The organism is Stenotrophomonas sp. NPDC077461, from assembly GCF_049545475.1.
GTDB classification, from domain to species: domain Bacteria; phylum Pseudomonadota; class Gammaproteobacteria; order Xanthomonadales; family Xanthomonadaceae; genus Stenotrophomonas; species Stenotrophomonas nematodicola.
In genome coordinates this window covers 556,432-578,417 of record NZ_JBMWDO010000001.1, presented here as the reverse complement: position 1 = coordinate 578,417, position 21,986 = coordinate 556,432, and the positions used below count along the sequence as shown (strand labels likewise).

The window sequence follows — 21,986 nt, the reverse complement described above, 5'->3', positions numbered from 1 at the left end:
CTCTACGGGGCTGCTGTTGTCGTGCATGCCTGACGCAGGCCGGGTAGAACCCGGCTCTACGGGGCTGTGTGTGGACACCTGATGCGCGCGTCCGGTCATGCGTCCAGTTCTTCCCACCGCGCGTACGCCGCATCCAGCTCGGCCTGGACCTTGCCGAGTTTCTGGGTGTGCGCGGCCATGTCGGCGGCGCTGCGCTGGTAGAAGGCCGGGTCGTTCATCGCGGCGGTAAGGCCTTCGACGTCCTTCTCCAGGGCCTCGATCTTCAACGGCAACTGTTCCAGCTCGCGCGCGTCCTTGTAGCTGAGCTTGCGCTTGGGCGCCGCCGCTTCGGCGGGGGCCGCGGCCGTCACGGCCGGCTTGGCTGCCGCCACCGGGACCGCCGCTGCGGCGGCGGCCATGCGTGCGGCCTGGCGCTGCCAGTCGCTGTAGCCTCCGACGTACTCGCCCACCACGCCGTCGCCTTCCATCACCATCGTGGACGTCACCACGTTGTCGAGGAAGTCACGGTCATGGCTGACCAGCAGCAGCGTGCCAGCGTAGTCGCCGAGCAGCTCTTCGAGCAGCTCCAGGGTTTCCACGTCCAGGTCGTTGGTCGGCTCGTCCATCACCAGCAGGTTGGACGGCTGCGCGAACAGCTTGGCCAGCAGCAGGCGGTTGCGCTCGCCACCGGACAGACGGGTGATCGGCGCACGCGCGCGTTCGGGGGTGAACAGGAAATCCTGGAGGTAGGCGTGCACATGTTTGCGCTTGCCGTTGACCTCGATGAAGTCCTGGCCTTCGGCCACGTTCTCGATCGCGGTCCAGTCCTCACGCAGCACCGAGCGGTACTGGTCGAAGTAGGCGATCTGCAGGTTGGTGCCGGCGCGCACTTCGCCGCTCTGCGGCTGCAGGTCGCCCAGCAGCAGCTTGAGCAACGTGGTCTTGCCGCTGCCGTTGGGGCCGATCAGGCCGATCCGGTCGCCACGCAGGATGACGGTGCTGAAATCCTTGACCATCGTGCGCTCGCCAAAGGCGAACGAGATGTCCTTGACGTCGATGACCTTCTTGCCGGAATTCTCCGCCTGCGCTGCTTCCATGCGGACGTTGCCGCCGAGTTCACGCCGCTGCGAGCGTTCGTTGCGCATCGCCTTGAGCCGGCGCACGCGCCCTTCGTCACGGGTCCGTCGCGCCTTGATGCCCTGGCGGATCCAGACTTCTTCCTGGGCCAGCAGCTTGTCGAAGCGCGCGTTTTCCTGCGCCTGCGCGTTGAGGCGTTCTTCGCGACGGCGCTCGTAGTTGGCCCAGTCGCCCGGCCAGCTGGTGACCTGGCCGCGGTCGATCTCGACGATGCGGGTGGCCAGTGCACGCAGGAAGCGACGGTCGTGGGTGACGAACACCACGCTGCCATTCCAGTTCTTGAGGAACATTTCCAGCCAGTCGATGGCTTCGATGTCCAGGTGGTTGGTCGGTTCGTCGAGCAGCAGCAGATCCGGCGAAGACACCAGCGCACGGCCGAGCAGCACGCGGCGCTTCATGCCACCGGACAGGCGCGCGAACTCGGCCTCGCCATCCAGATCCAGCTTGGTCAGGGTTTCGCTGACGCGCTGGTCCAGGCCCCAGCCGTTGGCCGCGTCGATCTTTGCCTGCACATCCGACAGCGCATCGCCGTCGAATTCGTCGGCGTGGCTGAGGTGGTGGAACTCGGCCAGCCACTGGCCCAGCTCACCCAGGCCATCGGCGACCACGTCGAACACGCTGCCGGCCGCGCCGTGCGGCACTTCCTGCTCCAAGCGGGTGATGCGCACCCCCTGCTGCACGCGGATTTCGCCGTCATCGGGCTTGTGGTCGCCGGACAGCAGCTTGAGCAGGGTCGATTTGCCGGCGCCGTTGCGGCCGATCAGGGCAATACGCTCGCCCGGCTCGATCGACAGTTCGGCTTTTTCCAGCAACAGCGGGCCGCCGACGCTGAAGTCGACGTTTTGCAGAGTAATCAGAGGCATCCGACCATTGTACGGGCTGGCGGCTACCGCGTCGCTGACCCGTGCGCGAACGCCTCCGGGGGCAGTGCCAACAGGTCGCCCAACGGCGGCGGTACGCGCCTGCCCGGGTGGCGCACCACCCACAACTGACGCGACAGCGGCGGCAGCGGCGTGTCCAGGATGCGCAGCGTGCCCAACGCCACAAGATCGGCCACGGCGTGGCGCGACAGGCAGGCCAGTCCCAACCCGGCGGCAGCGGCCTGCTTGATCGCCTCGGTGCTGCCCAGCTGCATCGCCCGGCCGAAGTGGTGCAGGTGCGGCAGCAGGGCCTGCTCGACCGCCTCGCGCGTGCCCGAGCCGGGTTCGCGCAGCAGCCAGCGCGCTGCCGCCAGGGTCGGCAGGTCCACGTGCAAGGGCAGGTCGGCGTTGCCACCTGCCACGATCACCAGCGCGTCGCGCTGCCACGGCAGCACCTGCAGGCCGCTTTCGTGGCAGGGCCCTTCGATCACGCCGAGGTCCACGTCCAGCCGCTGCACGGCAGCGACCACCTCGGCGCTGTTGCCGATCCGCAGGTCCACCTCCGCCTGCGGATTGGCCGCCAGCAGCGCCGCCACCCGCTGTGGCAACAGGTAATTGCCGATGGTGGTGCTGGCGCCGATCCGCAGCTGCAGGGGCAACGGCCCGGCCGCCCCCGCCCGGCCCACGCCGGCCAGCTGCTCCAGGTCGGCGGCGGCCACCAGCAGCGCACGGGCCGGGTCCAGCAGCGCGCGGCCGTGCGCGTTGAGCACCAGGCGCCGGCCGATCCGGTCGAACAGCGGCGCCGCCAACTGCCCCTCCAGCTCATTGAGGGCCGCGCTGGTGGCCGACTGCGACAACGCCACCTGCAGCCCGGCCGCCGCCGTGGTGCCGGCGTCGGCCACGCCGACGAAAACCTGCCATTGGCGCAGTGTCAGATGCATGGGCCAATTAACCCATATAGTGGGTTGAAATGACATGAACAATGCGTTTTACAGGTTCATGTGGCCGGCGCAGGCTATCACCCAACACCCCTGGAGACTGCCGTGAACGCGTCCACCGCTCCCCTGCCCGCCACCACCACTGCCGCCCAGCGCTGGCGCAGCCGCGTGCCCGGCCTGCTGCTGACCGCCGCAGTGGCCGCCGCGGCGATCGGTCTGGCCACCCTGCCGTGGCTGCAGGCGCATGGCATCAGCGCGCTGACCCTGGCGATCGTGCTCGGCATCGCGCTGGGCAATACCGTGTACCCCCCTCTGTCAGCGCCGGCCGCGACCGGGGTGGGCTTTTCCAAGCAATGGCTGCTGCGCGCCGGGATCGTGCTGTACGGGCTGCGCCTGACCTTCCAGGATATCGGCCAGGTCGGCGTGGCCGGGGTGCTGGTCGATGCGCTGGTGTTGACCAGCACCTTCGCGCTGGCCTGGTTGGCCGGTACCCGCTGGTTCGGCATTGACCGGGGTACTGCACTGCTGATCGGCGCGGGCAGCTCGATCTGCGGCGCAGCCGCAGTGATGGCCGCCGAACCGGTGGTGCGCGGGCGAGCGGAGCAGGTCACCGTCGCGGTATCGACCGTGGTGGTGTTTGGCACCGCGGCCATGTTCCTGTACCCGGCGCTGTACCAGCTCAACCTGGCCCATGCCTGGGTGCTGATGAGCGAAACGCTGTACGGCGTGTTCACCGGTTCGACCGTGCATGAGGTGGCCCAGGTGGTCGCCGCCGGGCGCGCGGTCAGCGAGGGAGCCGCGGACACGGCGGTCATTGCCAAGATGGTGCGGGTGATGATGCTGGCCCCGTTCCTTGTCGCGCTGTCGCTGCTGCTGGCCCGCAGGCAGGGCGTCCGACCGGGCGCGGCACCGGCGAAGATCGTGGTGCCGTGGTTTGCCTTCGGCTTCGTCGCGGTGGCCGGGCTCAACTCGCTGCAGCTGCTGCCAGCCGGGCTGGTGGCGCTGGCCATCCAGGTGGACACCGTCCTGCTGGCGATGGCGATGGCCGCGCTGGGCCTGACCACCCATGTGTCGGCCCTGCGTCAGGCCGGCATGAAACCGCTGCTGCTCGCCCTGCTGCTGTTTGCCTGGCTGCTGGCCGGCGGGCTGGGCATCAACCTGGGCGTGCACGCACTGCTGGGGTGAGCACCGTCCCCATGCCCTCTGCGCAGATGGACCGTGAACGCATTGCCGTTGTTGATCGTCGCCGCCTGCTGTCCCGTACCGCCGGGTGCCGGACCGCTACGGTGCACGGGAGGAAGCCGGGGAGGGACTGCGGGCGCACGATCCGGCCTCAAGCCTGCCGGCACACGCCCGGTGGCTGGCGCACCGGGTAGAATGTGCCATGAATGAATTCTCCGAACTGCCCCTGTCGGCCTCGCTGGCGGCGGGCATCGACGCGCTGGGCTATACCCGCCTGACCCCCGTGCAGGCGCAGAGCCTGCCGGCCATCCTCGACCGTCGTGACGTAATCGCCCAGGCGCCCACCGGCAGCGGCAAGACTGCCGCCTTCGGCCTTGGCCTGCTGCAGGCACTGGACCCGGCCGTGATCCGCGCACAGGCGCTGGTGCTGTGCCCGACCCGCGAGCTCGCCGACCAGGTCGGCAAGCAGATCCGCAAGCTGGCCACCGGCATTCCCAATCTCAAGCTGGTGGTGCTGACCGGCGGCATGCCGCTGGGCCCGCAGCTGGCCTCGCTGGAGGCCCACGATCCACATGTGGTGGTGGGCACGCCGGGCCGCATCCAGGAACTGGGGCGCAAGCGCGCCCTGCATCTGGGCGGAGTCAAGACGCTGGTGCTGGACGAAGCCGACCGCATGCTCGACATGGGCTTCGAGGAGCCCATCCGCGAGATCGCCGGGCGCACCAGCAAGGATCGCCAGACGCTGCTGTTCTCGGCCACCTTCCCCGACGAGATCCGCGAGATCGCCCGTGTGCTGCTGCGTGACCCGATCGAAGTGACCGTGGAAGGCGCCGACCATGCGCCCGCGATCCGCCACCTGTTCTGCGAGACCGAGCTGGCGATGAAGCAGAAGGCGCTGGCGGGCCTGCTGCTCAAGTACACGCCCGAGTCGACGGTGGTGTTCTGCAATACCCGGCGCGACGTCGACGAGGTGGCGCTGTCGCTGCAGCAGTTCGGGTTCTCCGCCCTGCCCCTGCACGGCGAGATGGAACAGCGCGACCGCGATGAAGTGCTGGTGCGCTTCGCCAACCGCAGCTGCAACGTACTGGTGGCCAGCGACGTGGCCGCGCGCGGACTGGACGTGCAGGACCTGGCGGCGGTGATCAACTACGAGCTGCCGACCGATATCGAAACCTACGAACACCGCGTCGGCCGCACCGGTCGTGCCGGTGCCACCGGCCTGGCGATCAGCCTGGTCACCGGCCGCGAGCGCAACCGCGCCGACGCGCTGGAAGCGGCACAGGGCGCGCCGCTGGACTGGCAGAAAACCCCGCTGGCGACCGCGCGTCCGGCCGTACTGCCGCAGGCGGCGATGGAGACGCTGCGGATCGACGGCGGCAAGACCGACAAGCTGCGCCCCGGCGACATCCTCGGCGCGCTGACCGGCGAGGCCGGGCTGTCCGCCAAGGTGATCGGCAAGATCGACATCTACGCGACGCGGTCGTACGTGGCCATCGCGCGCGAGCACGTCGGCCGTGCGATCGCACGGCTGGAAGCGGGCAAAATCAAGGGCCGTCGCTTCCGCGTGCGGAAGATGTAAGGGAGCGGCCGCCGCGGGACGGGGTCAGTAGACCAGGTTGGCCAGCAGCGGCACGTTGCTGGTCCAACGCTCGCGGCCGCCGAGTCCGGCCAGTTCGACCAGCACCGCTGCACCGACCACCTCGACCTGCAACTGCTGCGCGAGCGACAACGCCGCCAGCAGCGTGCCTCCCGTGGCAAGCACGTCGTCGACCACCAGCACCCGCGCACCGGCCGGCAGCGCGTCGGCATGCACCTCGATGCTGTCGGTGCGGTATTCCAGCGTGTAGTCCTGTTTCAACGTCCGGCCGGGCAGCTTGCCCGGCTTGCGCACCGGCACGAAGCCCACGCCCAGCACCCGCGCCATCGCCGCGCCCAGGATGAAACCACGTGATTCGATGCCCATCACCGCCGCCAGGCGCGCGTCGCGCCAGGGGGCGACCATTGCATCGACGGCCGAAGCGAAATCCTCGCCGTTGGCCAGCAGCGGCATGATGTCCTTGAACAGGATGCCGGGCTTGGGGAAATCGGCGATATCGCGCAGGCGGCCGGCCCAGGCGGGCGTGGTGGGAGAATCGGTCATGGGGATCGGGTAAAGCAGGTGGGCGGCATAGGGTAACCCGACCCGCCCACCGGGCCGCTCACCTGCCTCCGCCGCCGGTGGGACCCAGCGTTGCAGGGGGCGTCAGGAACTGCAGGAGAGCATCGAACAGCCCGCCTTGTCGCGCGCCCACTCGGGGCGCTTGCCCGCATAGTGCGCGCGCCCCGGCTGGACGTCGTACGGATGCCGCAGCACCTCCAGCAGCGTGTGCACGCCGCTGAGGTCGCCCTGCTCCGCCTGCTCGATCGCCTCCTGCGCCAGCCAGTTGCGCAGCACATAGAGCGGATTGGCGCGCGCCATCGCCTGCTCGCGCGCCGCGCGGTCCAGCGGGTCGGCGCGCAGCCGCGCGGCGTACTGCTGCAGCCATGCCTGCAGCGCCGGAAGCACCGCCGTGCGGCGTTCGGCGCTGTAGAACGCATCCTCCAGAACGTCCACCGACGGCGCCTGCGGGTCCAGCCCGATCAGGCCGCGGAACGCCAGCGTCATGTCCATCCCGCCGTCCTGCAGGATCTGCAGCCACGCGGCCATCATCGCCACGTCGTCGTCGTGACACTGGTCCAGACCCAATTTGGCGGCAATGTCGTCGCGCTCGCACTGCGCATGCACGTCCTGGAACCGGGCCAGCCCTGCATGCAATGGCGCGACGTCGTCAAACAGCGGCGACAGCGCCTGCGCCAGGCGGGTCAGGTTCCAGTACGCCACCTGCGGCTGGGTGCCGAAGCGGTAGCGCCGGCCCTGTGCGTCGGTGGTGTTGGGGGTCCAGTCGGGATCGTAATCCTCGACCCAGCCGTACGGGCCATAGTCGATGGTCAGCCCCAGGATGGACATGTTGTCGGTGTTCATTACCCCGTGCACGAAGCCCACCCGCATCCAGTGCGCCACCATCCTCGCCGTGCGCTCGCAGACCTGGGTGAACCATGCCGCGTAACGCGCGGCGCCGGCATCGGCCAGCGCCGGGAAATCGCGGGCGATGCACACATCGGCCAGCTGCCGCAGCAACGCGGTATCGCCGCGCGAGGCCGGCAGTTCGAAGGTTCCGAATCGCATGAACGAGGGGGCCACCCGGCAGACGATCGCACCCGGTTCGGGCGCCGGATGACCGTCGTAGAACATGTCGCGCACTACGGCGTCGCCACTGCCCACCAGGCTCAGAGCGCGTGTGGTCGGCACGCCGAGATGGTGCATCGCCTCGCTGCACAGGAATTCGCGGATGGACGAGCGAAGCACCGCGCGCCCATCGGCACCGCGCGAATACGGGGTGCGTCCGGCCCCCTTGAGCTGCAGCTCCCAGCGCGCGCCGTCGGGTGCGATCAGTTCGCCCAGCGAGATCGCACGGCCGTCGCCGAGCTGGCCGGCCCAATGTCCGAACTGATGGCCACCGTAGTTGGCTGCCCACGGCTGCATCCCGGCATACAGCGCATTGCCGCCAAACACGCGCGGGAAATCCGCGCTGTCCAGCAGCTCGGCACCGATGCCCAGCAGCGCGGCGACCTCCTCCGCATACGCCAACAGGCGCGGTGCCGTCACCGGCGTCGGCAGCACCGACGACCAGGCCGCGCCGCGCACCTCGCGCACCCGCGGGCCAGTCTCCTCGTCGCCGGGCAGATCACGGATGAAACGGTTGTCGAAACGCAGCGGCTCAGTGCTCATGACCAGCAGATGGGGGCACAGGCGCCCCCCCGCAAGCTCAACCGGCGCCGGCGCCGAGGTCCAGCGCCCCCCCACGCTCCACCGCACGCTGGTACGCCGGGCGCTGCTCGATGCGCTGCAGGAAGCTGCGCAGTTTCGGGTAGGCCGCCATGCTGCCCGCACGCGAGGCGGCGGCCTGGATCGGGAAGCTCATCTGGATGTCGGCGGCGGTGAATCGCTCGCCGGCAAACCACGGCGCACTGCCCAGCTCACGCTCCATCCAGTCCAGGTGCAGGGTCAGCTGTGGACCGACGAATCCCTTCATCACCTTGTCGGCGATGCCGCGGGCGATCGGTCGCGCGAAGAACGGCATCGGCGCCTTGCGCACCCGCGCGAACACCAGGCTGAGCAGCAGCGGCGGCATCGCCGAGCCCTCGGCGTAGTGCATCCAGTAGCGATAGCGGATGCGCTCGGGGGCCTGTGCAGGCAGCAGTTCGGGGGACAACTGGCGGGCGCTGTCGTAGCGGTCGGCCAGGTACTCCAGGATCGCACCGGATTCGGCCAGGACCAGCGCGTCGTCCTGCAGCACCGGCGATTTACCCAACGGATGGACATCGCGCAGCGCCTGCGGCGCCAGCCAGGTCTTCCGATCGCGCTGATAGGTCACGACCTGGTATGGCAGGCCCAGCTCTTCAAGCATCCACAGCACGCGCTGCGAGCGCGAGTGGTCCAGATGGTGCACTTTGATCATCGATCGTTCCGCGCGTTCAAACCCGCATCGTAACCGCGCGCCTGCCGCGGTGACGTCACGAGCGTGCGCCGTCGCGTACACCGCGCCGTGGAGAAGACAATAAAAAACGCCGGAAGCTTTCGCTTCCGGCGTTCATGGCGACCTTACGGTAGCAGGGGTCGATTAGACCGCCTGCACCTGGTCAGCCTGCATACCCTTCTGGCCCTGGACGGCGACGAAGGTGACCTTCTGGCCTTCCTGCAGCGACTTGAAGCCGGTGCCCTGGATGGCGCGGAAGTGGACGAAGAGGTCCGGGCCGCTTTCCGGGGTGATGAAGCCGAAGCCCTTGGCGTCGTTGAACCACTTCACGGTGCCCTGCTGACGATCAGACATGTACTAACTCCTGAAACAAAAGTTGAAATAATCGCGGCCGCCGGATATCGGAGCCGAGACTGAGTTGCAGGCGTTGGTAAAGCGGATCGATGAGCAGATCGTGAGATCAACTGCACCAGGCCACGATTCACGGTGACCCTAGCAAACACAGTGTGGGGGACGATACTCGTGTTTTACCGAAAAAGCGATAGCTGATTTATTCAGCCATCCCCCCGTCCCGCCTGACAGGACAAGGGATTGACCAATTCTACACGAAATCTGAGTCCCCATTCAGACTTTTCCTACCTTAAGATCAGCCAAATGCCCGATTCAAGTTCTGCCGTTTCCCGCATCTGGGTGGATGCCGATGCCTGTCCTGGCGTGATCAAGGAGATCCTTTTCCGCGCGGCTGAACGCGTCAGGATTCCGCTGACACTGGTCGCCAACCAGTGGCTGCGCACCCCGCCCTCGCGCTGCATCACCGCCATCCAGGTCCCGCCGGGGCTGGATGTGGCCGACAACGTGATCGTAGAGCGCATGGCAGCCGGCGACCTGGTGGTTACCCAGGACATCCCGCTCGCCGCGCTGGTACTGGAAAAGGGCGGCGTGGCCCTGAATCCGCGGGGGCAGCTGTACACCCCGGACAACATGGCCGAGCGGCTGTCCATGCGCAATTTCATGGAGGAGCTGCGCGGCGCCGGTATCCAGACCGGCGGCCCACCCCCGCTGGACGCGCGCGATCGCCAGCGCTTCGCCGCAGCGCTGGACCGCTGGCTCGCCCATCGTTCAGGAAGCTGACTCTATTGCGGGCCGCGCTGCGCGCGCCAGCCGGGCAGAGCCCGGCTGTACGTCTGCTCCCAACGCTTCACCGTTGCGCCGGGCTCTGCCCGGCTGCTCTCCGATCCTCCACCGCAACGCCCGCGCTGCGCGCGCCAGCCAGCCGGGCAGAGCCCGGCTCTACGTCTGCTCCCAACGCTTCACCGTTGCGCCGGGCTCTGCCCGGCTGCTCTCCGATCCGCCACCGCAACGCCCGCGCTGCGCGCGCCAGCCAGCCGGGCAGAGCCCGGCTCTACGTCTGCTCCCAACGCCTCACCGTTGCGCCGGGCTCTGCCCGGCTGCTCTCCGGTCCGTCGCCGCAACGCCCGCGCTGCGCGCGATAGCCGGGCAGAGCCCGGCTCTACGTCCGCTCCCAATGCCTCACCGTTGCGCCGGGCTCTGCCCGGCTGCTCTCCGGTCCGTCGCCGCAACGCCCGCGCTGCGCGCGCCAGCCAGCCGGGCAGAGCCCGGCTCTACGTCTGCTCCCAACGCCTCACCGTTGAGCCGGGCTCTGCGCGGCTGCTCTCCGGTCCGTCGCCGCAACGCCCGCGCTGCGCGCGATAGCCGGGCAGAGCCCGGCTCTACGTCCGCTCCCAATGCCTCACCGTTGCGCCGGGCTCTGCCCGGCTGCTCTCGATCCGCCACCGCAACGCCCGCGCTGCGCGCGATAGCCGGGCAGAGCCCGGCTCTACGTCTGCTCCCAACGCTTCACCGTTGCGCCGGGCTCTGCCCGGCTGCTCTCCGGTCCGTCGCCGCAACGCCCGCGCTGCGCGCGCCAGCCAGCCGGGCAGAGCCCGGCTCTACGTCTGCTCCCAATGCCTCACCGTAGAGCCGGGCTCTGCCCGGCTGCTCTCCGGTCCGCCACCGCAACGCCCGCGCTGCGCGCGCCAGCCGGGCGCTACACGATCAGCTGGCGGCCGCTGGTGAAGCTGCGGCGTTGACCGCTGAGGGGGTCGACGAACGCCAGCGCCTGGGCGAGGAGCTGCAGCGGTTCACCGGGATCCCGCTGCCCCTCTGTGCGCAGCACCGGGTACAGGTCGTCGCCGAGAATCGGGGCTCCCAGTGCGGCCATGTGCACGCGCAACTGATGCTTGCGCCCGGATTCGGGGTCCAGCCGATAGCGCCACACCGGGCCGCCGGCGTCGATCACCTCGATCCGGGTGCGTGCGTTGGGCACGCCAGCCGCTTCGGCCATGCGGAAGAATGGCTCGCCCGGCACCAGCCGGCTGTGCCGCTCCAGCGGGAACTGCAACGCCGGCAGGGCCGGGGCCAGGGCCTGGTAGGTCTTGTCGATACGACGCTCGCGGAACAGCCGCTGGTAGGCATCGCGCGTGGCCGGGCGGGTCGAGAACAGCACCAGCCCCGCCGTCAGCCGGTCCAGGCGGTGCAATGGCACCAGGTGCGGATTGCCCGTACGCGCCACCAGCCGCGCCAGCAGCGTCTCGCGAACGTGCCCGCCGGCCGGCGTGACCGGCAGGAAATGCGGCTTGTCGGCCACCAGCAGGTCGTCGTCCTGATGCAGGATCGACTCGACGAACGGGATCGCCGGTTCATCCTCCACCTCACGGAAGTAACGGATCTCCAGACCGACCTGCCAGGGCTGCTCCGCCGCCAGCGCCCTGCCCTGCACATCGAGCACCCGTCCACGCGCGAAACGGTCAACCCACTGGGCGCGGTCGATGCGCGGGAAGCGCGCGCACAGCCCGTCGAGCAGGCAGCCCCAATCGCCCGGGGGCAACTGCAGGCGGCTGGCGGCAACATCGGCGGAAACGGGATCGGACGGGGTCATGGCCCACGCATTATCATGGCGCTCTTTGTTTACGGTACCCCCATGGCCCTCACCGCCACCATCCGCAAGGCCGAACTCCAGATCAGCGACATGGATCGTGGCTACTACGCTACCCACACGCTCACCCTGGCCCAGCACCCGTCGGAGACCGACGACCGCCTGATGGTGCGGCTGCTGGCCTTCGCCCTGAATGCCGATGACCGCCTGGAATTCGGCCGCGGGCTGAGCGTGGACGACGAGCCGGATCTGTGGCGCCGCGATTACACCGGCGACATCGAGCTGTGGATCGAACTGGGCCAGCCGGACGAATCGCGCCTGCGCAAGGCCGCCGGCCGTTCTCGCGCGGTGCAGCTGATCACCTACGGCGGGCGCGCCACCGATATCTGGTGGGAGCGCAACGCCGCAGCGGCCAACAAGCTGTCAGTGCTGGAGGTGATGGATCTGCCGGCCGACTTCGTCGCCGAATGGGGTGCACAGGTCGAGCGCACCATGCGCTGGGACGTGCTGATCCAGGACGGCGAGGTGCAGCTGCTCTCGGACAAGGCGCAACTGGCCGTGACGCCGGTCTGGCGCAAGCGCAAACCGCAGGCATGAGCGTGATCCGCTGCGACGTGCTGGTCATCGGGGCCGGTGCGGCCGGGCTGATGTGCGCGCTCACGGCGGGCCAGCGCGGTCGCATCGTGCAGGTGATCGACCATGCCAACAAGGTCGGCAAGAAGATCCTGATGTCCGGTGGCGGGCGCTGCAACTTCACCAACACCGGCACCACCCCGGCCAACTTCCTGTCGGCCAACCCGCATTTCTGCAAGTCCGCGCTGGCACGCTATACGCCCGGCGACTTCATCGAGATGGTCGAACGCCACGGCATCGCCTATCACGAAAAGGAACTGGGCCAGCTGTTCTGCGACGTCTCGTCCAAGCAGATCGTGCGCATGCTGGTGGAGGAGTGCCAGGCGGCAGGCGTGCAGATCCGCACTGACTGCGGCGTGGACAAGGTGGAGCGCGGCGCCGACGGCTTCCACGTCCACACCGCGCAGGGCCATTTCCACGCCGCATCGCTGGTGGTGGCGACCGGCGGCCTGTCGATCCCCAGCCTGGGCGCCACCGGTTTCGGTTACGAGCTGGCCCGCCAGTTCGGCCACACCGTGCTGCCCACGCGCGCCGGCCTGGTGCCGTTGACCCTGAGTGGCACGCATCAGGAACGCTTCCACGACCTGAGCGGGGTCGCCCTGCCGGTCGCAGCGCGCTGCGGCGACGTCGCGTTCCGCAATTCCATGCTGATCACCCACCGCGGCGTCAGCGGCCCGGCGATCCTGCAGATCTCCTCGTTCTGGCAGCCCGGCGACGACCTGCGCCTGGACCTGCTGCCCGACCGCGATGCCGAGACCTGGCTGCGCGACATGAAGCGCGACCGCGGCGCCGCCGAGCTGCGCACCGTGCTGTCGGAGGTGGTGCCACGCCGGCTGGCACTGCGTCTGTGCGAGCACTGGCTGCCGGACCGTCCGGTGCGCCAGATCGACGAGCGCCAGCTGCGCGAGGCGGCCGCCCTGCTGAAGGACTTCCCGCTGGTGGCCAGCGGCACGGAGGGCTATCGGACCGCCGAGGTCACCCTGGGCGGGGTGGACACGCGCAAGGTGTCCTCCAGCACATTCGAATCGCAGCTGGTGCCGGGCCTGCACTTCATTGGCGAAGTGCTGGACGTGACCGGCTGGCTGGGCGGATACAACTTCCAATGGGCGTGGGCCTGCGGCCATGCCGCCGGCCAGGTGGTCTAGGCCGACGATTCCGTGATCGGGTACCGCGAGTACCGCCGTCAGCATGGACGTAATCCCACGCATCGTGTATCAAGTTTGCAGTCTGGGGAGTAGTGAATGCAGAACGCGAATGACATGACCGTCCGCCTGCTGATCGTGGACGACAGCGGGGAGAACGCTGAGACCATCGTCAGCACGTTGCGCAACAGCGGCATCGCGGTGCGCCCGGCGCGCCCGCAGAACAGCGAGGAGCTGGCGCAGGTGCTGGGCAGCCAGCCGATCGACCTGATCCTGGCCGCCCCTGGACAGAGCATTCCGCTCCTGCAGGTAACCCAGCAGATCGCGGCGAGCGGCAAGGACATCCCGATGATCCTGCTGGCCGAACGCCTGGACGAGAACGAATGGGTGGAAGCCGGTGCCAACGGCATCCGGGCCATCGCGTTGCGCCACCGCCCCGAGCACCTGCTGGCAGTGGTCCGCAACGAGTGGACCGACCTGCAGGCGCGCCGCGGGCTGCGCCGGATCGAGGCGCAGATGCGTGAGACCGAGCGACGCTGCGACGCGCTGATCTCGTCCTCGCGCGATCCCATCGCCTACATCCACGAAGGCATGCACATCCGCGCCAACGAAGCCTATCTGGAGATGTTCGGCTACGAGGCGTTCGACGACGTGGAAGGCATCTCGCTGCTGGACATGGTGGCGCCGCAGCACGTGGACGGCTTCAAACAGCTGCTCAAGTCGCTGAGCAGGGGCGACGCGCCGCCGCCGCAGTACCAGGTGGACGCGCGCAACCAGGACGGCGCCGTGTTTCCGGCGACGATGGAGTTCACCCAGGCCAGCTATGAGGGCGAGTCGTGCCTGCAGGTGGTGTTCCGCCGCCGCATGGAGTTCGACCCGGAGCTGGCCCGCGAGGTCGAGGACCTGCGCCAGCGCGACCAGGTGACGGGCCTGCTCAACCGCCCGACGTTCATGCTGCACGTGGAGAATGCGGTGGCCCAGGCCGGTCGCAGCGAAGGCCAGTTTGGCCTGCTGCTGATCGAGCCGGACCACTACGCGCGCCTGCTGCCGGACATCGGCCTGGATTCGGCCGATGTGCTGATCGGCGCGCTGGGCCAGGTGCTGGCCGACACCGTCGGCGATGACGCGCGCCTGGCGCGCTTCGGCGAGCACAGCTTCGCCGTGCTGACCGAGGGCCCCTACGCGCACACCGTGGCGCTGGCCGACCAGATCCGCGAGGCTTACGCCGCCAAGGTGTTCAGCATCGGCGACCGCTCGGCCACGGTGACGGTGAGCATCGGCGGGGTACAGGTCGGCGAGAAGATTGCCAGCATCGGCCAGGTGCTCGCGCGGGCAACCGAGTGCACGCACGCAGCGTCGGAGCTGGGCAACACCACGCGCATCTTCGACCCCGCCGCAGTCGACCGGGTCGAGGAAGAACGCATCCAGCGCTGGGTGGCGCGTATCCGTGAAGCCCTGGCCGGCGACGGGTTCCAGCTGCACTACCAGCCGGTGCTGAACCTGCAGGGCGAGGCGCTGGAGCTGTACGAGGCCTACCTGCGCCTGGAGAACAACGGTGAGCTGCTGAGCCCGACGGCCTTCCTGGGTATCGCCGAGGAGCACGGGCTGCTGGCCGACATCAACCGCTGGGTGGTGGCCCATGCGATCGGGGTGCTGGGCGAGCGCGAACGCGCCGGCCATCCAACACACATGATGGTGAAGGTGACACCGGAATCGTTCAACGATCCGCAGATGATCGCCACCCTGCGCCGCGAGCTGCTGGCCAACGGGGTACCCGGCGAGCGGCTGTGGCTGCACGCGCCGGAAGCGAAGGTGTTCACGCACCTGCGCAATGCGCAGCAGTTCCTGGCCGAGGTGGCGCCGCTGGGCTGCCGGATCGGACTGGAGCAGTTTGGCTCGGGCTTGGATTCGTTCCAGCTGCTGGCGCATTTCCAGCCGCAGTTCCTGAAGCTGGACCGCGACTTCACCAGCGATTTCGCACGCACGCGCGAGCACAGCGAGAAGATCAGCGAAATCACCGCCCGCGCGCAGTCGGCCAACATCCGAACCATCGCCGAGTTCGTGGCCGATGCGAATTCGATGAGCCTGCTGTTCAGTGCCGGCGTGGATTACGTGCAGGGTGAGTTCGTGGGGCCTGCCGGTCCATTGATGAACTTCGACTTCGCCTGAGGCGGGCGCTGTCGCCGGAGTGCGGGTCGGCCGCGCGCGGGGGCCTTCCACAGTGCCGCGGTGGCCGCAGATGAAACGGCCAGGCTGCCGTTGGCTGCCGTGACGACGTGAGCATCGAGAGTGGGAGTATCCGCCCGCCTCGCACGGAAGAAGCAGACGCGTGCGTCAACGCAACGCCGACAACGACAATGCCGCCCGAAGGCGGCATGTCGTATCGCATCACAGCCGACCAAGGGTCGGCGTGCGCTATCAGGTCATGTCGACCAGGTTGGGGATGGCCACGTCGGTGGCGACGTCCGCCTCATAGTCCACGCCTTCCACGCCGAAACCGAACAGACGCAGGAAATCGGCCTTGTAGCCGGCCAGGTCGCTGATCTCGTAGAGGTTTTCATTGGTCACCTGCGGCCACAGCGCAACCACTTCACCCTGCACGTCCGGCGCCATTTCCTTGTAGTCCGCGCGCAGGCGGCCGGCTTCATCGACCAGCTCCACCGGGTGTCCGTCGGCAAGCAGCTGGTGGCGCAGGCGCTCGGTGGCGGTGCCGGTGTCCTTGCCACCGTAGAGGATGTCGTACAGCGTATCGAGCTGCTCGATGCAGCCTTCGTGGGTGCCCTTGGCCTTCATCACCTTGAACAGCAGCGACAGGTACAGCGGCATGGTCGGGATCGCGGAGCTGGCCTGGGTCACCACCGCCTTGAGCACCGACACGCGCGCGTCGCCGCCGATCGTCTCCAGCTTCGCGCGCAGGCCCAGCACCTTCTGGTCCAGATCCTTCTTGGCTGCGCCGATGGAACCGTTCCAGTAGATCGCCTGGGTGATCTCCTCACCCACATAGGTGAACGCGGTGGTGGTGGCACCCTCGGCCAGCACGCCGGCTTCCAGCAGCGCATCGATCCACATCTGCCAGTCTTCGCCACCCATCACGGCCACGGTACCGGCGATCTCTTCCGGCGTGGCCGGTTCGATCGTGGTTTCGGTGATGACTTCCTTGTCGGTATCCAGACCACGCAGGGTGATCGGCGCACCGATCGGCTTGAGCGTGGAGCTGATCACTTCACCCGTCCTGGGGTGTTTGCGGCGCGGCGCGGCCAGGCTGTAGACGACCTGGTCGACCTGGCCCAGGTCCTGCCGGATCAGCTCAATGACCTTGGCCTTGACCTCGTCGGAGAACGCATCGCCGTTGATGCTCTTGGCGTACAGACCGGCCTGCCCGGCATACTTGTGGAACGCGGCCGAGTTGTACCAGCCAGCGGTGCCGGGCTTGGTGTCGGTGCCGGGTCGCTCGAAGAACACACCCAGGGTGGCGGCATCGCTGCCGAAGGCGGCGGTGATGCGTGCAGCCAGGCCGTAGCCGGTGGACGCGCCGAGCACCAGCACCTTCTTCGGGCCGTTGACGATCTTCGGCTTGGACTGGATGTAGTCGATCTGCTGCTTGACAGCGGCGTCGCAGCCGACCGGATGGGTGGTGACGCAGATGAAGCCGCGCACACGCGGTTTGATGACCATGAAGACCTCGATGGGAACAGGCGCAGGCACGGCCTGCGCGATGAAAAGGGCGGCGCGCCATCGGAACGGCTGCGCGGAACGCATGGGATCGTAGTGCGCGGGGGCGCGTTGCACAACCGACGGGGGTGTATGGCAGGCCCCTGTCAGGGAGCGCGGGTAAGGCCATGCCAGTGTCAGGACACGCCGTGAACCCATCCTTGGGGGCTCGTAGGCGGCATCCATGCCGCCTACGGTCCTGCCACTGGCATGACCTCACCCGCCCCGAAGTGGGTCGGGCCGGAAGGGAAGAGCCGAAGAGCCAGTCCCCAACGAAAAAGCCGCGCAGGGCGCGGCTTTTCCGGTGTTGCGGTGCAGGCCGCTTACGGGCGGCGTGCGAGGGCTTCGACGTCCTTGGCCTTGGGCAGGAGGTCCTGCTTGGTCACGGCCAGCACGCCCATCGTCAGCAGCGGGCAGGCGATGAAGATCGAGGACAGCGTACCGATCACCGCGCCGATCATCTGGCTCAGCGCCAGCCCTTCCAGCGAACCGCCACCGTACAGGTACAGCGCCAGCACCGACAGGAAGAACACCAGCGAGGTGATGATGGTGCGCGACAGGGTCTGGTTGATCGAGCGGTTCATCACTTCCAGCGGCTCCACGCGCAGGCTGCGGAAGTTCTCGCGGACACGGTCGAAGACCACGATGGTGTCGTTGATCGAGAAGCCCATCACCGACAGCAGGCCCGCCAGCACGGTCAGGTCGAACTCGCGACCGCTGAGCGAGAAGTAGCCGGCGACCACCAGTACGTCGAACAGGGTGGTAATGATGGCGACCATCGCGAACTTCCACTCGAAGCGGAAGCCGATGTAGATCAGGAAGCCGACGAGCACGAACAGCGCGGCGTACAGGCCGTTCAGCGCCAGCTCCTTGCCGACCTGCGGGCCGACGAACTCGGCGCCGACGATGGTGGCCCGGTTGCCTTCCACCGAGATCGCCTTCTGGACGGCCTGGGCGGTACGGTTGTTGGCTTCGCCGGCGTTCTCGCCCTCGCCCATCGCCTGCGGCTGCAGACGGATCAGCAGGTTGCTGCCGCTGCCGAAGTTCTGCACCTGGGCGCCACCGTAACCGGCCCCCTCCAGGTGCTCACGCACGGCATCGACGTCGGCCGGCTTGTCGAAGCGCACTTCGACCACCGTGCCGCCCGTGAAGTCCAACGCGTAGTTGAAGCCCTTGAAGGCAATGCAGCCCACGGCGGCGATGAACACCAGCGCGGCCAGCGTGATCGCCACCCAGCGGGTACGCATGAAGTCGAACTTGGTGTCGTTCGGAATCAGATGCAACGGGAACAGTTTCATGGTTTCGATTCTCTTCCCGTCAGATGGCCAGGGACTTGAGCTTCTTGCGGCGGCTGTAGACCAGAACGGCCAGCGCACGCGAGACGGTGATTGCGGTGAACATCGAGGCCAGGATGCCGACGATCATCGTGACCGCGAAGCCCTTCAGCGGACCGGTACCGAAGGCGTACAGCGCCACGCCGGCCAGCATGCCGGTGAGGTTGGCGTCCAGGATCGTGCCCGAGGCCTTTTCGTAACCGGCGACGATCGACGCCTTCGGCGGGACGCCGGCGCGCAGTTCTTCGCGGATACGTTCGTTGATCAGCACGTTGGCGTCGACCGACAGGCCGATCGACAGCGCCAGGCCGGCGAAGCCGGGAAGCGTCATCGTGGCGCCGAACAGCGACATCACCGCCACCACGATCAGCAGGTTGAACAGCATGGCCACCGAGGTGATCACGCCGAACATGCGGTAGTACACGGTGAAGAAGACCAGCGTGAACAGGAAGGCGAAGCCCACGGCGGTCACGCCGCGCTCGACGTTCTCCGCACCCAGGCTGGGACCGACGATGCGCTCTTCGACGAAGTCCATCGGTGCGGCCAGCGAGCCGGACTTCAGGAGCTTGGCCAGGTTTTCCGCTTCCGCCTTGTCCAGGCCGGTGGTCTGGAAGTTCTTGCCGAACACGCCGTTGATGTTGGCGACCGAAATCACCTCCTCCTTGACGCGGAAGCTGCGCACTTCCTTGCCGTCGACCACGTTGACGGTCGGGATGCGCTCGGTGTACACCACCGCCATCGGCTTGTTCACGTTGGCCGCGGTGAAGTCGAACATGCGCTGGCCGCCGACGTTGTTCAGGGTCACGCTGACCGCGGCCAGGCCGTTCTGGTCGGTGGTGGCCTGCGCGGCAACCATCTGGTCACCGGTGACGATCACGCGCTTGTTCAGCAGGATCGGGCCGCGATTGTCGCGCTGCTGGTAAACCTTGGCCTCCGGCGGAATGCGGCCGCTGGTGATGGCGTCCTGTGCGTTGCCTTCAACCACGGCGCGGTATTCCAGCGTCGCGGTGGCGCCGATCATGCGCTTGGCTTCGGCGGTGTCCTGCACGCCCGGCAGCTGCACGACCACGCGGTCGGCGCCCTGGCGCTGGATGATCGGCTCGGCCACGCCCAGCTGGTTGACGCGGTTGCGCAGGGTGTTGACGTTCTGCTCGATGGCCCCGTTGGCGATCGACGTCAGCTCGGTTTCCGGCACGCTCACGGTGACGCGGTTGCCGGCCACGTCGTAGCCCAGGGCCGGCTGCGCCTTGTACATCACGTCACGGGCGCGGGCGGCAGCATCGGCACCGGCGGACGGGCTGATGCTGGCCACGATGGTGTTGTCCGGGCGACGCTCCACCGACTGGTAGGCGATACGGGCGTCGCGCAGGCTGGTGCGCACGTCTTCGGCGTAGGCATCCAGGCGCTTGTCCAGCGCGGCCTTCTGGTCGACCTGCAGCACGAAGTGCACGCCGCCCTGGAGATCCAGGCCCAACACCATCGGCTTGGCGCCGAGATCGCTCAGCCAGGTGGGCACGGTGGAGGCCAGGTTCAGGGCGACCACGTAGTCCTCGCCCATTTCATCCCGAAGCGCGTCGTTGGCGGCCGTCTGCGCCTGCAGACTGGGCAGGCGCACGATCAGGCTGTCGCCCTCCTTGGCCACCGACAGCGGTTCCACGCCGGCCTGCTTGAGGTCGCCCAGCACGCGGTCGCGCAGGGCGTCGTCGATCTGCCCGCCACGGTTGGCGGTGATCTGCACGGCAGGGTCCTTCTGGTAGATGTTCGGCAGCGCATACAGCGCGCTGACCGCCAGTACGATCAGGATGAGGAAGTACTTCCAGCGTGGAAATTCGAGCATTGCTTGGGTCCCGCGCGGTGCCCGTCCCGGCACCGCGGTTGAACGGAAAGGGAGTGGATCAGTTGGCCGACTTCAGCGTGCCGGTCGGCAGCACGTTGCCCACGGCGCCCTTCTGCACGCGGATGCGCACGTTGTCGGCCACTTCGATGGTGATGAAGTTGTCGCCGATGTCGGTCACCACGCCGGCGATGCCGCCGTTGGTCAGCACTTCATCGCCGCGCTTGATCTTCTCCAGCATCGCCTTGTGTTCCTTCTGGCGCTTCATCTGCGGGCGGATCATCAGGAAGTACATGACCGCGATCAGGACGATCGGGACCAGGAACGTCGTCCAGGAGGCACCCGGCGGCTGGCCGGCAGCGGACTGGGCGTGTGCGGCGGGGATCAGGAAGGCGATCAGGTTCATACAGTGTGTCCTTGGGTTGGAGGCGCCCCGTTCCGAGGGGGAGCGGGGTGTCGCCGCGAAACAGGGGTCAGCCGCGAAGTATGCCACGGCCCCGGGAGTTCGTCCTTGGGCCGTTTGGCAGGGTATGCGCGCGGATTCGGGGACGCCGCTGCCGCTTACAGCGGCGGCGTGGCGGCACCCCGGGCCGCATAGAAGGACTCGCGGAAGGCTGAAAAGGTTCCCGCCGCGATGGCCGCGCGCATGTCGGCCATCAGCTTTTCGTAGTAATACAGGTTGTGCAGGGTGCCCAGCATCGGCGCCAGCATCTCATTGCAGCGGTCCAGATGGCGCAGGTAGGACCGGGTGTAGCCGCTGCTGCAGGCGTGGCAGCCGCAGCCCGGCTCGATGGTGTCCATGTCGCGCTCGTAACGGGCATTGCGGATGCGCACGGTGCCGAACGATGTGAAGTAATGGCCGTTGCGGGCGTTGCGGGTGGGCATGACGCAATCAAACATGTCCACGCCCCGCGCCACGCCTTCCACCAGGTCTTCCGGGCGCCCCACGCCCATCAGGTAGCGCGGGCGGTCGGCCGGCAGGATCGGGTGCATGTGGTCCAGCATGGCGTTGCGCTCGTGCTCGGGCTCGCCCACCGCCAGCCCACCGATGGCGTAACCGTCGAAGCCGATCTGCTGCAGGCCCTCGGCCGAGCGGGTGCGCAGGTCGTGGTGCACGCCGCCCTGGACGATGCCGAACAGGGCCGCATCGTTGCCGAGCGCATCGTGCGCATTGCGGCTGCGCTGGGCCCAGCGCAGGCTCAGTTCCATCGAAGTGCGCGCCACCGGTTCGGTCGCCGGGTACGGGGTGCATTCGTCGAAGATCATCACGATGTCCGAATCGAGCACCTTCTGGATCTTCATGCTCTCCTCCGGCCCGAGGAAGACGCGTGCACCGTCGGTGGGCGAAGCGAAGGTCACGCCCTGCTCGGTGATCTTGCGGCGGTGCGCCAGCGAGAACACCTGGAAGCCGCCGGAGTCGGTCAGGATCGGCCCGTTCCAGCGCGCGAAGCCATGCAGTCCGCCGTGGTCGGCGATCACGTCCAGGCCCGGGCGCAGGTACAGATGGAAGGTGTTGCCGAGGATGATCTCCGCGCCCAGCGCACGGATCTGCTCCGGCAGGATGCCCTTGACCGTGCCATAGGTGCCCACCGGCATGAAGGCCGGGGTTTCGACGGTTCCGCGCGGGAAGGTCAGGCGGCCGCGGCGGGCGCGGCCGTCGGTGGTCTGGAGCTGGAACTGGAGTCGGGACATGGAGCAGGCGTTCGGGCAAATAATTGCCCATTGTCGCCGAAAACGTGCTGCCG

General features: G+C 68.0%; 18 protein-coding genes. 6 read left to right on the top strand and 12 right to left on the bottom strand.

What is annotated here, in order from left to right:
* Positions 1-95 precede the first annotated feature (95 nt).
* Both ACPEH8_RS02790 and ACPEH8_RS02785 read right to left on the bottom strand, forming a co-directional pair.
* Positions 96-1,979 (bottom strand): ATP-binding cassette domain-containing protein, encoded by a 1,884-nt coding sequence (locus tag ACPEH8_RS02790; protein ID WP_312707382.1) that lies wholly within the window; start codon positions 1,977-1,979, stop codon positions 96-98.
* A gap of 23 nt (positions 1,980-2,002) precedes the next feature.
* Positions 2,003-2,917: a LysR family transcriptional regulator gene (locus ACPEH8_RS02785; protein WP_136003801.1), complete on the bottom strand. Its 915-nt coding sequence runs from the start codon at positions 2,915-2,917 to the stop codon at positions 2,003-2,005.
* A gap of 102 nt (positions 2,918-3,019) precedes the next feature.
* Here ACPEH8_RS02785 and ACPEH8_RS02780 point away from each other — a divergent pair, with 102 nt between their 5' ends.
* Together ACPEH8_RS02780 and dbpA are read left to right on the top strand one after the other, a co-directional pair.
* Positions 3,020-4,099, top strand: a complete 1,080-nt coding sequence (locus ACPEH8_RS02780) for a YeiH family protein (RefSeq protein ID WP_423665949.1) — start codon at positions 3,020-3,022, stop codon at positions 4,097-4,099.
* Positions 4,100-4,298: 199 nt separating this feature from the next.
* Complete coding sequence (gene dbpA, locus ACPEH8_RS02775; RefSeq protein WP_287251519.1) at positions 4,299-5,675, top strand: ATP-dependent RNA helicase DbpA; 1,377 nt, start codon at positions 4,299-4,301, stop codon at positions 5,673-5,675.
* A 24-nt stretch (positions 5,676-5,699) separates the two neighbouring features.
* Here dbpA and ACPEH8_RS02770 read toward each other — a convergent pair whose 3' ends face one another.
* The 4 genes from ACPEH8_RS02770 to ACPEH8_RS02755 all read right to left on the bottom strand — a co-directional run bounded on the left by ACPEH8_RS02770 (position 5,700) and on the right by ACPEH8_RS02755 (position 9,006).
* Positions 5,700-6,236: an adenine phosphoribosyltransferase gene (locus tag ACPEH8_RS02770; protein WP_423665947.1), complete on the bottom strand. Its 537-nt coding sequence runs from the start codon at positions 6,234-6,236 to the stop codon at positions 5,700-5,702.
* Between the two features lie 102 nt (positions 6,237-6,338).
* A complete protein-coding gene (locus ACPEH8_RS02765; RefSeq protein WP_423665945.1) occupies positions 6,339-7,904 on the bottom strand; it encodes a protein adenylyltransferase SelO in 1,566 nt (521 codons plus the stop codon).
* Positions 7,905-7,941: 37 nt separating this feature from the next.
* Positions 7,942-8,634, bottom strand: a complete 693-nt coding sequence (locus ACPEH8_RS02760) for a glutathione S-transferase family protein (protein WP_017356919.1) — start codon at positions 8,632-8,634, stop codon at positions 7,942-7,944.
* Between the two features lie 162 nt (positions 8,635-8,796).
* Positions 8,797-9,006, bottom strand: coding sequence for a cold-shock protein (locus ACPEH8_RS02755; protein WP_017356920.1), 210 nt, complete (start codon positions 9,004-9,006; stop codon positions 8,797-8,799).
* A 300-nt stretch (positions 9,007-9,306) separates the two neighbouring features.
* Here ACPEH8_RS02755 and ACPEH8_RS02750 point away from each other — a divergent pair, with 300 nt between their 5' ends.
* The gene (locus ACPEH8_RS02750) at positions 9,307-9,783 is read left to right on the top strand and encodes a YaiI/YqxD family protein (protein WP_136003791.1); all 477 of its coding nucleotides are present in this window, start codon (positions 9,307-9,309) and stop codon (positions 9,781-9,783) included.
* Positions 9,784-10,699: 916 nt separating this feature from the next.
* Here ACPEH8_RS02750 and ACPEH8_RS02745 read toward each other — a convergent pair.
* On the bottom strand, positions 10,700-11,590 hold the full coding sequence (locus ACPEH8_RS02745; RefSeq protein WP_017356405.1) for a pseudouridine synthase: 891 nt from the start codon (positions 11,588-11,590) through the stop codon (positions 10,700-10,702).
* Positions 11,591-11,632: 42 nt separating this feature from the next.
* Between ACPEH8_RS02745 and ACPEH8_RS02740 the strand changes: the two genes are divergently transcribed.
* From ACPEH8_RS02740 to ACPEH8_RS02730, 3 genes are all read left to right on the top strand, one after another.
* On the top strand, positions 11,633-12,184 hold the full coding sequence (locus tag ACPEH8_RS02740) for a YaeQ family protein (RefSeq protein WP_017356406.1): 552 nt from the start codon (positions 11,633-11,635) through the stop codon (positions 12,182-12,184).
* Positions 12,181-13,365, top strand: a complete 1,185-nt coding sequence (locus ACPEH8_RS02735; protein ID WP_423665943.1) for an NAD(P)/FAD-dependent oxidoreductase — start codon at positions 12,181-12,183, stop codon at positions 13,363-13,365. The genes ACPEH8_RS02740 and ACPEH8_RS02735 overlap by 4 nt, the downstream gene beginning before the upstream one ends.
* Before the next feature lie 96 nt (positions 13,366-13,461).
* On the top strand, positions 13,462-15,531 hold the full coding sequence (locus ACPEH8_RS02730; protein ID WP_017356408.1) for a GGDEF/EAL domain-containing response regulator: 2,070 nt from the start codon (positions 13,462-13,464) through the stop codon (positions 15,529-15,531).
* Between the two features lie 249 nt (positions 15,532-15,780).
* On the opposite strand, the gene fabV is transcribed toward ACPEH8_RS02730, so the two are convergent.
* The 5 genes from fabV to tgt all read right to left on the bottom strand — a co-directional run bounded on the left by fabV (position 15,781) and on the right by tgt (position 21,933).
* On the bottom strand, positions 15,781-17,037 hold the full coding sequence (gene fabV, locus ACPEH8_RS02725) for an enoyl-ACP reductase FabV (RefSeq protein WP_026070825.1): 1,257 nt from the start codon (positions 17,035-17,037) through the stop codon (positions 15,781-15,783).
* A gap of 359 nt (positions 17,038-17,396) precedes the next feature.
* The gene (gene secF / locus ACPEH8_RS02720) at positions 17,397-18,371 is read right to left on the bottom strand and encodes a protein translocase subunit SecF (protein ID WP_017356410.1); all 975 of its coding nucleotides are present in this window, start codon (positions 18,369-18,371) and stop codon (positions 17,397-17,399) included.
* 19 nt (positions 18,372-18,390) lie between these two features.
* The gene (secD, locus tag ACPEH8_RS02715) at positions 18,391-20,244 is read right to left on the bottom strand and encodes a protein translocase subunit SecD (RefSeq protein WP_136005950.1); all 1,854 of its coding nucleotides are present in this window, start codon (positions 20,242-20,244) and stop codon (positions 18,391-18,393) included.
* Between the two features lie 58 nt (positions 20,245-20,302).
* Positions 20,303-20,647: a preprotein translocase subunit YajC gene (yajC, locus tag ACPEH8_RS02710; RefSeq protein WP_017356412.1), complete on the bottom strand. Its 345-nt coding sequence runs from the start codon at positions 20,645-20,647 to the stop codon at positions 20,303-20,305.
* Positions 20,648-20,802: 155 nt separating this feature from the next.
* Positions 20,803-21,933: a tRNA guanosine(34) transglycosylase Tgt gene (gene tgt / locus ACPEH8_RS02705; RefSeq protein ID WP_017356413.1), complete on the bottom strand. Its 1,131-nt coding sequence runs from the start codon at positions 21,931-21,933 to the stop codon at positions 20,803-20,805.
* Positions 21,934-21,986: the final 53 nt, after the last annotated feature.